Here is a 14,021-nt window from a genome sequence, read left to right as displayed (position 1 = left end):
TAGCGAACGCTTCCGTTCGTGCGATTGCTGCAAACCGCAGCGTTATTGGACACACCTATCAAGATGTACATGCCGGCACAACTCTGCCGGCGTACAGCTTACCACTCCGCCACAGTGCCGTCCGCATTGCGCCATAACGGATTTTTCCAGTCATGGCCAATCTGGGCCCTCTCTCTTACCTTCTCTTCATTCACTTCGATTCCGAGTCCCGGGCCTTGCGGTATCTTAACAAAACCTTTTTCGTATCCGAACACTTTCGGGTCTTTCAAATAGTCGAGCAGATCGCTTCCCTGGTTATAATGAATACCCAGGCTCTGTTCCTGGATAAAAGCATTCGGGGAACATGCGTCGACATGCAGGCAAGCAGCCAACGCAATCGGTCCGAGCGGACAATGCGGCGCGAGAGCAACGTCGTATGCTTCTGCCATCGCTGCAATTTTGCGAGTCTCCAGAATTCCTCCGGCATGGGAAACATCCGGCTGGATAATATCGACGATCCCTTGCTGCAGCAGCTCCTTAAAGCCCCAACGCGTATACATGCGCTCGCCTGTCGCAATGGGAGCGGAGGTGTATCGGGCAATTTCTTTCAGCGCTTCGTTGTTCTCGGGCAACACCGGCTCCTCGATAAACATCGGACGCAGAGGTTCCAGTTCCTTGGCGAGAATTTTCGCCATCGCTTTGTGCACGCGTCCATGGAAGTCGATGCCTATGCCGAATTGCGGGCCGCCTACTTCGCGGACCGTATATAAGCGATCCAGAACCGCCTGCACTTTGTCGAAGGAATCGATGTAATGCAATTCTTCCGTGCCGTTCATCTTTACAGCGGTGAAACCTGCATCAATCTGCTTCCTTGCCGCTTCTCTAACGTCGCTTGGGCGGTCTCCCCCAATCCAGTTGTAGACGCGAATGCTGTCCCGGCAGGAACCGCCGAGCAGATCGTACACCGGAGCATTGTAAAATTTGCCCTTGATATCCCACAAGGCTTGCTCGATGCCCGAGATGGCGCTCGTAAGGATAGGACCTCCGCGATAGAAGCCGCCCCTGTACATGACTTGCCACAGATCTTCAATCCGCATGGGATCCTGTCCGATCAGATAGGAGCTGAGTTCTTCGACGGCAGCGCGAACCGTATCCGCACGACCTTCGACGACCGGCTCGCCCCAACCGACTAGTCCGTCATCCGTTGTCATCTTGAGAAAGAGCCAACGGGGAGGAACTTTAAATAATTCGATCGATTTAATTTTCATAAGGAGTCCCATCCTTTGCAATATGAAGTAGACGATTGACAATCATTGTAGCCATCGGCTCATGTCCATAACGTTCGATCAACTTCCAGGTCACGACCGTCACATAACCTTTGCCAAGCGGATGGCGTACGATCGAACCTCCGTTTTGTCCGAGCCATCCCTGGAAGTAGCCGGATATCACTTCCCCGGCTTCCGCGGTGCCCGGATTGCCAAACATATTAACCGTCCGTTTTACGCCTACCTTCTTATAATCGCCGAACGGCAGTACGTAGTCCGGATACAAACCCTCCAGCTCCCAGCCCATCTCGGGCAGCAGCGGCAGTCCATCGAAGCAACGGGAATCCACGTAATTCATGGAGGATGCTCTCGGCCAGCTCTCGCCGGGAGCGAGCTGCCTGAAGGTAAACGGGCCAGACGCCTTAAGGCCGTCTCCCTTCTCGGCAAGGAACAGCACGCTGCCGCCCTGGCGCGCAAAGCTCTCCGCTTCCTTGTCCAGGCAGTCCGTTACCATAACAGCCTCGTTCGTTAGGGTATCGGTAGCGGCCGTCCCCCATCGGTTGGCTTCCAACGCTGCCTGGAAACCCGCATTTAACCCGTGAATCGCCACGGCGGACTCCCGATCCGCGTTTACAAGCTGCTTCGGAGTGAAGGTCAGTTCGTATTCGTTGCGGGCCACGCAGGTTCCTTCGACGATCCATTCCAGCACCAGACGCTCCGGGAGTACCGCCTTGCTCTCAGGCACGGTAAACGTAATCGCGCCGGGAAGCTGCTTCCATACGTCGTCGACCTCTACTTGCACCGTGCCTTGCATAGCGCTGTTCGCCAAGGACCACTTGACCTCGCCGGACATCCGTTTTCCGTCGTCGTTAGTCAGCACCAGTTCCCAAGAGACTTGTTCGCCGGACCATAGATTCGCACGCTCCACCTCGGCAAATACGCAGCAGGCGCCATTAAAGTCGATCAGGCGATCGAAACCTTCCTTAGGCTGACGCAGGAAATCCAGCCATCCGTTCGTTTCCCACTCGATGTCGGTAAATTCGGTGACAACGTAGCCGCCGATGGCAGGACGCTTCCGCATCTCCTCGATTAACGACTTGACCGCGCGGAACATGCGGCGCTGCGAATGAACGGCTAAAGTTTCGAAATCGCCGAAGGCGCTGGCTAAGCCGAACTTGTCCATATTGTCCAGAGCCGTCGTAGGTTTCTTATAGTCGTCCTGATGGGTCTCTTCGCCCTGATTGATAAACCACCAAGGCTCGTTGCCGTCATAAAAGTCTTTCAACCGCTCTACGCTCGGAAGTCCCCAGACGCCGAATTCGGATACAATGATCGGCTCCCCCTGGGATCGATACGGCGCTACAAAGTTTTTATCCGGGTTGCCGATCAACAGCTCATCCAGATCCTCTCTCCACTCATCCAACTGCTCGGGGCAGGCAAAGTAGCGGTGATGATCATTGATGTCCGTCTTGATATGCGTCCATCCGCTGTTATCGCAGATCAGGCGGGTAGGATCCCATTCCTTCAGCCAATCGTATAGCTCCGCGACATGCTTCTGCTTCTCGGGATCAAATTCCAGATCCCACTCCAGGCCCCATTCTTCGTTATAAATGGACCAAATAATAATGGAAGGATGATTGTAATCCCGTTTCAGCATCGCTTCGATCTCCGACACAAATCGGGTTCTCGCCGCTTCGGTCCACTTTACAAAGTTCGGCGGCTCCGCCCAAATGAGCATGCCTAGTCGATCCGCCCAATACAAGTACTCCGGGATTTCTACTTTGATATGTTTGCGCAACAAATTGAAGCCCATCTGCTTGGCCAGCTCAATCTCCTTGCGTATCTCATCAACGGAACCCGCCGTGTAGATGGAATCGGGATAAAAAGCTTGATCCAGCGCCCCCCGAATATAGACAGGTTGGTTATTGACATAAATACGGCCGTCTCTTTGCTCTACCTTGCGCATGCCGAAAATCGCAACGAACCGGTCAATGACGCCGCTCGCATCCGATAAGCAAACTTCGATCTCGTATAAATGCGGCGCTTCCGTCGACCAAAGGAGCATCCCGGGAACCGGCTTGTCCCACTTCACTTGAATCGGCCGGTTACGCCCCTCGGAGCGGAGCTCGCCAAGCTCGCCCAATTCGCCACTATAGCTGGCCGCCTCGAAGGTGTTCTCTTCGCCCAGCGCATGAGGGCGAATCGTATAGTCAAGCTTCAAGTCATGCCCGCCGCCGACAAGCAGCTCTGCCCGCAGTCCCAGCTTCATGCCGTCCAGATCAGGCGTGACCAACACGCTTCCTACGTAGGAGGATGCGCGCTCTTCCACCTTAACCGACTGCCATATTCCGCTCACCCGGGTATACCAGCTGCCTTGCTTGCCAATCGGAATCTCCGCATTATCCTTCGGATCGAATACGCTCAAAACGACCTGATTTTCCTCTTGCATCAACTCGGCAGGAATGGAGAGCTCGAACGGCGTAAAGCCGCCTTCGTGTTCGCCGATATAGGCTCCGTTCCACCATACCGCGCAGCGGTAGTCTACCGCGTCAAAGCAGATGCAATGCTGCTTGCCGCTGTCGCGGCCGGGCAAGCTGATCGTCTTGCGATACCAGGCCACGCCGTGGTAGCCGACCAGCTCTCCGCCTTCCCGCTGCCAGATATGAGGAACGGCTACCTTCCTCGCCTCGTTCCATGGCTGTTCATTGTCGTACCAGCTTTCCCTCTCTCCCGCTTGAAGCGGATCGATCAGGAATTGCCATTCTCCATCCAAACTCCAACTTTGTCTCATTTCTCTCTCTCCTCGCCTTACTTAATTCCGGTCATCGTGATGCCCTTAATGATGTGCTTCTGGAATAGAATAAACGCAAGGATAGCCGGCAGGCTGGCAAGCACATTGGCTGCCATCGGTATAATTAATTCCGCCGTATAAGCGCTTTGGAATGTAGGAATTCCAACAGGCAGCGTCATCATCTTCTCTTCCGTTACAGCCAGGAACGGCCACAGATAATTGTTCCAGGAGGTGACAAAAGTAAATATCGCCAAGGCCGCCATGGAGGATCGGGACAGCGGGAGGAATAAGCTCCAGTAGATCCGCAGCAGTCCTGCTCCATCGATTTTCGCCGCTTCCACCAGGTCCTTCGGAATTCCGTCATAAAACTGTTTTAGAATAAATACGCCCAAAGGTGCCGCCAAGCTGGGCAGAATTAACGCAGGGTAGGAATTGATAAGATTAAGGTCGACCATAATTTGGAATAGCGGTATGATTTTCGCTTCAATCGGAACCATAAGTCCCATTAGAACCAGCCAGAAAATCAATTGTTTGCCTACAAAACGTATCCGCGACAACGCAAAAGCCGCCAGGGAATTGATCAGCAGCGTGAGCACGGTTACGACAAGAGCGACCAGCGAGCTGTTTAAGGTCCAGCTCCAGACAGATGCATTGCCTAACACGTATTTGTAGTTGTCCAGTGTAAACGGCGCCTTAAACAACTCGCTCATCACCGTAACCGCGCTGCCGGCAGGCTTAACCGCCGTAACGATCATCCACACCAGGGGGGCCAGCCATATGACGGCTAGTCCGAAGCCGAGCACATAGAGGATCAGACGGCCGATGCTCATTCTGCGCAAGCTGTTAGTCATCAGGTATCCCTCCTTCTTCATTCATCTACGGCTAATCTTTATTGGTAAAAAACTTGAACTGAATAACAGCAAACAGGATGGTGACCACAAAGAGAACATAGGACATGGCGGAGGCCGTGCCCATATCGCGTTCGATAAAACCTTTTTCGTATATATATTGCACGAGCGTTCTCGTCGATGTTCCAGGCCCGCCCTTGGTCATCAGATACGTCTGTCCAAAGAGCTTAAATGAAGATATCGTCTGCAAAACCACGGTAAGCAGCATCACATTTTTCAGCGACGGCAATGTAATGGACACCAATTGTCTCCAGGTTCCCGCACCGTCGATTCTTGCCGCCTCGTACAGATCCTCCGGAATTTCCTGAAGGCCGGCGAGGAACAGAACCATATTAAAGCCTACCGTCCACCATACCGTAGCGATAAGAATGGATATCCATGCAAGCGTCGGCTCATCCAGCCAAAAGATCTCCGACACCACGCCCATTTTGTGAAGAAAGGTATTAAGCAACCCCGTATACGGCTGTAGAATAAACACCCAAATACTCGAAATAACCGAAATCGACAATACAAAAGGCAAAAAATAGACCGACCGGAGAAACGTCGTGCCCTTCAGGTTCGCATTCACGATCAAGGCAAGGGTCAGTCCGACAATAATGAGCGTCGGGGTCGAAATCAAAACAAAGTAGAACGTATTCCAGAGCGCTTCCCAAAAATACTTGTCGCGTATCATCTGCGTGTAGTTGGATAAGCCTATAAAAGTGGATTCCATCGAGATCGAGACCTTATGAAAGCTGGTCACAAATCCTCTCACAATCGGATACAGCATAAACATCGAATAGATAATCAAAAAGGGGAGTAGAAACAAGTAACCCGCAATGTTTTCGCCCTTCGATCCCAGTCGTAATTTCATTTCGGCGAGACCTCCTCTCAAAAGCAGAGTGCCTGGATCATCACCCAGACACCCTACTAGTCAACCTTGCATTATTTGGCAAGCAGTTCGTTGATTTCCTTCTCGGCGCGTTCGAGAGTCTCTTCCGGCGTCGCCTGTCCGTTCATCATGACATTCAGATGTTTTTTAAAGATATCTTGTACAGCCGTAATCTTAGGAGAGTTCGGCATATAGCTGACATAATCGGCAATTTCAACATAATCGCTTCTGTATTTCAGCGCCTTGAATTCATCCGAGTTCACAACGGCAGGTTTACTTGGCACATGGCCGGCTTGCGCCCACACGCCTGCGTTGGAAGCGACCCAATCCGCAAATTTCAGCGCCGCTGCCTGTTTCGCGGCATCTTGGCTCTTTTGGATAGGAAGGACGAAGGTATGCGAATCGCCCCATGTCGCTTTCCGGTCGAATAGCTGTGGAATTGGCAGCGCGATAAACTTGAGGTTCTCGTTCTGCTCCATCGAACCTGTCATCCAGCCGCCGTTAAACATAAGCGCGCCCTTGTTGGCCGTAAAGATTTCGCCGCCGTTTTTCGTGTTTTTTGGCCACAGGTCTTCATTTACCATTTGGTTCATGTAGACAAGCGCTTGTTTCCCTTGTTCATTGTTAAATGCAGCCGTCTTGGCATCATCGCTCAAGAGCTTGCCGTTCATCTGGGAATACAATGTCCACCAGATACGCAGCGGAGAGTCGCCGTTCGAAGTTGCAGCTACCGGGAATACGCCTTCCGGCAGTTTGCCTTTAAGATCCTGCAGCGTCTTCATAAATCCTTCTTGTCCGCCTTCAAGCTCCAGCTTGCCTTCCGCATTGAGAAGACCTGCGTCTTGTACCAATGTCTCGTTGGCATACAGAATCAATGCATGCGTATCCAGCGGCACGGCATAATTTTTGCCGTCGAGCACAGTCGCGTTCAAGATGTTCTCGCTGTAGGTGCTCCAGTCAATGCCGGCTTCTTTGGCAACATCGCCAATCTCATGGATCAAGCCGCCCTCCGTCAACTCCGACAATTTGGAAGCATGCGCGATCGCGATGTCGGGAGCCTGATTCGAGACGATGCTCGTTTGAAGCTTGGTGTAATATTCTTCAGCCTTCAAGTTCAAAATTTCCACTTGAATGTCCTCGTGGCTGCTATTGAATTTGTTAACAAGCTCCTTCATAAAGTCGCCGTCTCCGCCGCTAAATGGAGCCCAATATTTAAGCTCCACTGGAGCTGCTGCCGGCGCTTGTGTGGAACCGCCTTCATTTGGGGCTTTTTCAGCCTCTTTGCCGCAACCCGCCAATGTTCCCGCTATCAATACGGAACTCAAAACCAAAGCGCTTAACTTTTTCATACCGATCCCCTCTCAAATGTGCAATATAAAATCTGTATCTTTATTATTACATCATTTATCGTTTTATTTCAAGTATTATTATTATAATAAAAATGGGAAACCCATCCGAGCAAGGAGCATTAGCTCCTTGGTCTCGGGCTGTATTTGATTTTCATCAAAAAATCCTGCTCATAATTGCCGAACTTGCGTCCAAAAATATTGATTCCTCCAACGTTCGCCGCGTTCTTTTTTACGCCTAATCGCACGGAAATATAAGGTTTGTCCAGCATAGCAAGCTCATCGACGGTTACTGGAGAGATCGGCACCCCGTCAATAAAGCTGCCCTCGCCGTTGATTCTCCAGCTCTTTAGCAAGCCGTATTGCGTATTCATCGTCCTCCACCACGAAGGTGTCAGAAACCCGCGTTCGCCGCCGAAATCGCCCGGCGATGTCCACGTTCCGACCTCAATGCCGTTTACCCAGCAAGTAATATCGGACGGCCAATCCAGCTTATGATAGGGCGCTTCCGAGCACAGCTCAAGCGAAAGCTCGAGCTCCTCTACTTGCGTTCCATACGGGATGCGGTTGGGAAAATGGTATTCGACATAACCCGAACGGAACCATAGCAGCTGTGCGCGCTTGCGCTCCGGCTCATAGAAAGAGCGCGGATCGTCCTGGACCAGCAGGATGCCCTCTTCGCTCAACAAGCCGCAGGTAGGCTGTATATCGCAATGGACAAAATCGCCGATCGGAAGCTCGACGATAAAGGAATTCTCCTCCTGCTTTCCCCTGTCCGTCAAATTGATAATAATCCGGTCATACTTTTTGGAATTGACTTTCTGGCTGCCACGTCCCGGCACAATCTCCGTCGAGATGATGCCCGCATCCTCCAGTTTCTTAATGTTAACCGCGGCCGTTGAAAAAGGAAGCTCCATCCGATCGGCTATTTCATTGACATTTAGCGGTCCTTCACTCAAAATCCTCACAATTTCCATCCGGTGCTCATGGGATAATGCTTTGCATATTTCCAATGCTTCTTGCAAGGTAAGCTCTAATGTTCTCATAAGGACCTTCCTTTATAACAAGTTTTATTATTATAATAGTAACTGTACTGATAAAAGTTCAAAATAGCAAGCGGAGGGGAATCGTAAATCACCCCAACAAAATGATGAACCCGATGGAGGTTAACGCGATGGAAAAAAAGACTGGCCTGGAGCTGCTCGAGCAGACGAAGATTATTGCTATTGTTCGGGGAATACAGAGCAAGGATGCAGAGAATCTCGCCCAGGCGCTGCTGGACGGCGGCATCCGCGTCATGGAGATTACTTTGAACACGCCCGGGGCGGAGGGGATGATTCAGTCGCTTCAAATGAAGTTCGGGGAGCGCATGTATATCGGGGCGGGCACGGTGCTGGACTCGGACGATGCCAAGCGGGCGCTTGACGCCGGGGCGGACTTTTTCGTGACGCCGAATACCGATGAAAGTGTGATCCGATATGCAACGGAGCACGGAAAAGCGATTTTTCCGGGAGCCATGACGCCAACAGAGGTTGTCCGGGCGTGGAAGGCCGGCGCCACGGCGGTTAAAATTTTCCCGGGAGCAAGCTTGGGCCTCGGATACTTTAAGGAATTGATGGGGCCTCTCAACCATATTCCAATGGTAGCGGTTGGCGGCGTTCACGCGGGCAACCTCGGCGAGTTTCTGCGCGTCGGCTGTTCCGGCGTTGGCGTTGGCGGTTCATTGGTGAACCTCCAAGCAATCGCATCCGGCCAATGGGATCAAATACGGGACAACGCCAAGCAATTTATCCAAGCTGTCGATGAATCAAGAAACGCCTAGAGAAACGTGTGAGGCTGTACGTTTGTCCTTATCAAGCTAACAAGCAGGGGCTGCCCTGGAAAGTCCGTCTTCACAGATTTTCCAAGGCAGCCCCGTTTGTATCAGTCGAGTGGCGTTATAGCTGAAGCAGCGGGAACAACCTATAAGCTGTCGCAAACCGGAACAAAGATCGAAAATAGACTCCCTTTGCCCCATTCCGAGCTCACCTTTATATAGCCTCCTTGCTCCGTAATGATTTTCCTGGCCAAATATAGGCCAATTCCAACTCCGTGTGTATCAGTGACATCGGCTCCGCGATAAAATCGTTTAAAGATTTGGCTTACTTCGTGCTCCGGTATGCCCTTGCCGTTATCTTCAATGTCGATTCTCGCGAACAGCTCGTATTTGTGAATCGAAACTTTGATGACGCCCGCTTCATCCGTATATTTTACGGCGTTGTCCAGCACATTTACGATTGCTTCCCCGGTCCACTTTACATCATGCATCAACTCGATCCTTTGCTCGCCGCTAAATTGAATTTCTATGTTTTTCCTCTCTGCGTGAGGATACATCTGTTTGATTGCGGCAAAAACCGTTTGGCCAATATCGTGCTTCTGTGTTTGAATCGTAATAATGCCGCTCTCAAGCCGGGACATCTTGATCAGATTATCCATGAGCCACGTCAGCTTTTCCGTCTGGCTTTGCAGAATACGAGTAAATTCCTGACGCTTATCCGTAGTCAACCCGCTATCCATTAACAAACCATTGTAGATGGTCAAGTTGGCTAGCGGCGTTTTCAGCTGGTGGGCTATATCCGAGATAAGCGACTTCACTTCCTCGCTTTCCTCTTTATACCGCTGCTTCTGCATCCTTAAAATTCCCGATAGCTTAAGCACTTGCTCCTGCAGCTTGGACAACAGATTATCCTCTGAAACGGGGAACAATTCGTTGTCCTGTCTATCGATAATAGATTGAATCGTTAACGAAAGCTTTGACAGGATCGAGGACATTTGATTTCGAATACTCAGCATAAAACCCGTAAATATGCCAGCCGCCGCCAAAACGAAAAGAACCGACAGCGCAATAATGGCCCGACTGGCCTCATATTGCATTAATAAAAAAATAAATAGGCCGCATGCGATTGCATACAGCGCCGAGCTAGCGATGATAATTCGGGTAAAGGAGCTTCTCAACCTTCACTCCCCCAAGTATATCCGATGCCAAAAACAGTCTTGATATAGACGTTTTGTTTCGGATCATCTTCAATTTTATTACGCAATCTTTTGATATTTACGCTTAGCGTATTTTCATCCACGAAGATCCCATCCAGATCCCATAACTTTTCGAGTATCATCTGCCGGGTTAGCACCATCTTGTTATGTCGGGAAAGGATCGTTAAAAGTTTGAATTCCGTTGTGGTCAGCTTAATCTCCCGATTATGTTTATACACCTTCATCTTATCATAGTGGATGATTAAATCCTTATACGAAAACAGCTGCGGATTTTCTTCTCCCCCGCCTCTGCGAAGAATCGCCTTAATTCGCTGGCTTAACACCGCCATGCTAAATGGCTTCGCGATATAATCATCCGCGCCGGATTCGAAACCCGCGATCATATCCTGCTCTGTATCTTTGGCTGTTAAAAATAGAATGGGAACCGTCGAGATTTGGCGAATTTCCTTACACAACTCCATGCCGCTTTTATCGGGCAAGTTAATATCAAGAATAATGAGATGAACCTCATGGCCGCGATAGGCGATCAACCCCTCTTCACTCGAGAAAGCAGATAAAATATCGTAATTTTCATTCCCTAGCGCATAAGCCAGTCCTTCATTTAACAGCCGATCGTCTTCGACAATGAGAATCCTCGCCATGGCGTTCACCTCCTCTTATTCTTTAACTCTCTTCTCTCAAACGTTCCACGATACTCATCTTCTTTGATCTATTATAAGCGATAATCGGCACGCTTAGGCAAGCTGCGAACACAAACGCCAGCGCGATCAGCAAAGGAAGCGTTGGGTACGTATAGATGGCATAATCGGCTTCTTGACTAAACACATAATAAGCACCATAGCTGATCAATGACCCTAACGAAATAATCAACAACGTTGATATAACTCCATAACCTATTCCTTCGAGCAGCAGCATTTTCCGCAATTGGCGTTTCGTCATCCCGATGCTTTCCATCATTGCAAATTCATGCTTGCGTACTACAACGCTCGTTAACATGGTACTGATGAAGTTGAGAATGCCGATAGCGGCAAGAATCAGCGTGATAGCTCCGCCTAAAATGTAAAAGATGATCTTGGCAGACTCCATTTTCTCCGCCCATTGCAGCTTTGATGTCAGCTCAATTTCACGGTCGCCTGCAACCAACGCCTCCAATTGCTCCTGAATTCGCTCCTGCCCGCTCTTCTCGGCTTGGATGTTCATTTTATACAAAAGCGGTTCTTTAATGATTTGCTTTATAGCGTTATGACTGACGTACACATTAGGCGCCATCCCGCCGAACGAAACCTGAAATTGCGGGCTTACAAAGCCGCCTATCTCAAGCTCCCGCTCGACACCCGTCTCCTTGAAGTTTAACGGAAAGCGATCCCCCCTGTTAAAAAGCTCTTCACTTGCGCTCAGCAGGGCAATCTCGCCTTTTTCGAATCGTTCGACATCAATGGGTGTTTCGAGACTTTTGTTTAGTTCGGTTACATATTCGGTATCGATCCCAATCAGCACGGACCAAAACATGCCCGAATCCTTTAATTGTTCGTCCGTGGGTCGTTCCATCCCGTATCTCATAACGATATCATCGACGAACTTTCCAAACACTTCGGGCGTATAACCGAGACTGCCGCCCCTATCGATATACGTTTTTCTGACGTCCGTAATCCCGCTCATTTGCCGAACGGACTCCGCCAACTCCTCCGTCAATTTCTGTTTTTGCTCTCCTTGAAATCCGAAATCGACCGTCTTGTTCACTAATTCAAAATCATTATCGACATAGCTGGCAATAAAATTATCTGTGTTCATGCTGAGCACAAGCGTATTGACCGTCAGGAAAGTAGTGAGACCTGTAAACAGCGACAGGAACACGGTTAATGCCCGCTTCTTATCCCGGAACATATTACGTAATGCCATTCGATATAGTTTGGAGCCATGTCTCCCCTTCTTTGTTGTCGTCCTCACATACTTTGCAGCTTCAACCGGGGAAATCTTTGCTGCAATTCGGGCCGGCTTCCTGCATCCGGCCATTGTCGTCAACCAGGCGAACAACGCCGCTCCCGCATAGATAACGGGATGAAAAGATATCTCGACTTCCGTATCCAAAGTAAAGGCTTCAATCGCCAACGGCACCGCAACTAATGCTGTGATCATCCCTGCTGCAACGCCTATCGGTATCCCGATCCATGCCAATCGGACAGCTTGGCCGTTCACCATTTTTATAATCTGTTTCCTCGTCATCCCAATCGTCTTTAACAGCCCGTAAAATTTTGTATCCGTAGCTACAGAAATATAGAGCACATTATAAATGAGCAAATATCCGCTAAACATGATAAACACAATAATTCCGGCGATCCCCAGCGCGGTTGCCATTTTCGAATTGTTCTGGCTTTCTGTATTGGAGTAGCTCGCCAAATTCTGATCTTCGTTCAGCTTCAGGTCCTGTTCCAGCCTGCTCATGTTTTGATCGATGCTGCTTCCGCCTTTAAATGCAATGGATGCTACTGTACCTTTGTCGCCAAAGCCCGCGCCCGCGGATTCGGCAAATTCACGTGATACAATAATGACCCCGGCATTGCCTGAGCGCAGTTGAGAATAATCCGTATACCAGCCGCTTAAAATGAAGGATTCGGTGCTCTCCCCCGCTTCGCTTCGATACGTTAGAGGCAAGGTCATCCCGATTGTCGGCTCTGGGATATTTAGCTTGTCCAATATCCAGGTCGGGACGATCACTTCGTTGCGCTTCTCCGGATAAGAATTGACTTTGCTCCCCAGAAGAGGAGCTCTCATCTTGTCCCATTCGGACTCGTCGTACCTGTGCATACTGACATCCAGATCACCCATCTCTTGCGTTGGGATCACTTGCCCCACTTTCGTATCGAGTCCTACATGGCTCACATACGGAAGCTGCTTCAACCGTTCAATCTGCTCTTGTGAAGGATTCGATAATGCCACATCCGCCGTCGTGCCAATCATTCTTATCTGCTGCATGTCGAAGGTTTTTATAAAACTCATGCCAAGAGTAAATACGGTCGTCAGCAACCAGGTGGTTAAAATGACGGCCAAGATGACGTAACGGTTCCTTGTGCGGTTTGCTTTTAAGCTTTTGCGAATCAGTTTTTTAATCATTCTTTTATTGGAATTTGGAAACATCATCCTTGTTTCCCCCCAACAACCTTACCGTCGCCAAGGCGGATGATCGTGTCGGCAAGCTGGGCGATTTCTTCGCTATGCGTAATCATCACCATCGTCTGATTAAATTGTTTACTCGTTACCTTGAGCAGTCCGATGACCTCCTGGCTTGTACGGCTATCCAAGTTGCCGGTAGGCTCGTCCGCGAGAATAATAGAGGGCTTCGTGGCCAATGCGCGAGCAATAGCAACCCTCTGTTGCTGTCCCCCGGACAAATGACCGGGCAAGTTATCCAGCTTCCCCGCCAAACCTAACGTTTTTACAATATGATCCACATACGATTTATCGATCGTATTGCCGTCCAGCTCAATCGGCAGCACAATATTTTCATATACATTAAGGATCGGAACAAGGTTGTAATGTTGAAAAACAAACCCGATCTTTCTGCGCCTAAATACCGTTAGCTCGTCGTCGTTCATATCGAATATAGACTTCCCGTTCACGATGACCTGCCCGCCAGTCGCTCGATCCAGACCGCCCAGCATGTGCAGCAACGTGGATTTCCCGCTCCCCGAAGTACCGACGATAGCCGCAAACTCTCCCTCTTTGATCTCTATATTTACGCCATCCAGCGCCTTCACCTGATTGGGCTCCTTGCCATAGATCTTCCTTAAATCAACCGTTCGCAAAATACTCATCCTGATCCACCCCATC

General features: G+C 50.0%; 11 protein-coding genes. 1 reads left to right on the top strand and 10 read right to left on the bottom strand.

Annotation, left to right across the window (positions count from 1 at the left end; translation table 11 throughout):
* Positions 1-98: 98 nt before the first annotated feature.
* The 6 genes from dgoD to B1748_RS00260 form a co-directional block, all read right to left on the bottom strand.
* Positions 99-1,247 (bottom strand): galactonate dehydratase, encoded by a 1,149-nt coding sequence (gene dgoD / locus B1748_RS00285; RefSeq protein ID WP_087565864.1) that lies wholly within the window; start codon positions 1,245-1,247, stop codon positions 99-101.
* Complete coding sequence (locus tag B1748_RS00280) at positions 1,237-4,035, bottom strand: glycoside hydrolase family 2 protein (RefSeq protein WP_087565863.1); 2,799 nt, start codon at positions 4,033-4,035, stop codon at positions 1,237-1,239. Before B1748_RS00280 ends, dgoD begins: the two co-directional genes overlap by 11 nt.
* A gap of 17 nt (positions 4,036-4,052) precedes the next feature.
* Complete coding sequence (locus B1748_RS00275) at positions 4,053-4,886, bottom strand: carbohydrate ABC transporter permease (protein ID WP_256975455.1); 834 nt, start codon at positions 4,884-4,886, stop codon at positions 4,053-4,055.
* 31 nt (positions 4,887-4,917) lie between these two features.
* Positions 4,918-5,796: a carbohydrate ABC transporter permease gene (locus B1748_RS00270; RefSeq protein ID WP_087565861.1), complete on the bottom strand. Its 879-nt coding sequence runs from the start codon at positions 5,794-5,796 to the stop codon at positions 4,918-4,920.
* A 71-nt stretch (positions 5,797-5,867) separates the two neighbouring features.
* Positions 5,868-7,163: an extracellular solute-binding protein gene (locus tag B1748_RS00265; protein ID WP_087565860.1), complete on the bottom strand. Its 1,296-nt coding sequence runs from the start codon at positions 7,161-7,163 to the stop codon at positions 5,868-5,870.
* Between the two features lie 119 nt (positions 7,164-7,282).
* Entirely contained in the window at positions 7,283-8,206 is a 924-nt protein-coding gene (locus B1748_RS00260) for an ArsR/SmtB family transcription factor (RefSeq protein WP_087565859.1), read from the bottom strand.
* A gap of 128 nt (positions 8,207-8,334) precedes the next feature.
* On the opposite strand from B1748_RS00260, the gene B1748_RS00255 reads away from it, so the two are divergent.
* Entirely contained in the window at positions 8,335-8,982 is a 648-nt protein-coding gene (locus tag B1748_RS00255) for a bifunctional 4-hydroxy-2-oxoglutarate aldolase/2-dehydro-3-deoxy-phosphogluconate aldolase (RefSeq protein WP_087565858.1), read from the top strand.
* Between the two features lie 140 nt (positions 8,983-9,122).
* On the opposite strand, the gene B1748_RS00250 is transcribed toward B1748_RS00255, so the two are convergent.
* The 4 genes from B1748_RS00250 to B1748_RS00235 are packed head-to-tail and all read right to left on the bottom strand — an operon-like array spanning position 9,123 to position 14,005.
* On the bottom strand, positions 9,123-10,154 hold the full coding sequence (locus tag B1748_RS00250) for a sensor histidine kinase (protein WP_087565857.1): 1,032 nt from the start codon (positions 10,152-10,154) through the stop codon (positions 9,123-9,125).
* The gene (locus B1748_RS00245; RefSeq protein ID WP_087565856.1) at positions 10,151-10,834 is read right to left on the bottom strand and encodes a response regulator transcription factor; all 684 of its coding nucleotides are present in this window, start codon (positions 10,832-10,834) and stop codon (positions 10,151-10,153) included. Before B1748_RS00245 ends, B1748_RS00250 begins: the two co-directional genes overlap by 4 nt.
* Positions 10,835-10,856: 22 nt before the next feature.
* On the bottom strand, positions 10,857-13,331 hold the full coding sequence (locus tag B1748_RS00240; protein ID WP_087565855.1) for an ABC transporter permease: 2,475 nt from the start codon (positions 13,329-13,331) through the stop codon (positions 10,857-10,859).
* Positions 13,328-14,005, bottom strand: coding sequence for an ABC transporter ATP-binding protein (locus B1748_RS00235; RefSeq protein ID WP_087565854.1), 678 nt, complete (start codon positions 14,003-14,005; stop codon positions 13,328-13,330). Before B1748_RS00235 ends, B1748_RS00240 begins: the two co-directional genes overlap by 4 nt.
* Between the last annotated feature and the right edge of the window lie 16 nt (positions 14,006-14,021).

It is taken from the genome of Paenibacillus sp. MY03 (genome assembly GCF_002165585.1).
Classification (GTDB): Bacteria; Bacillota; Bacilli; order Paenibacillales; family Paenibacillaceae; genus Pristimantibacillus; species Pristimantibacillus agaridevorans.
The sequence above is the reverse complement of the archived record's forward strand: the minus strand, read 5'-3'. Positions and strand labels throughout refer to the sequence as shown.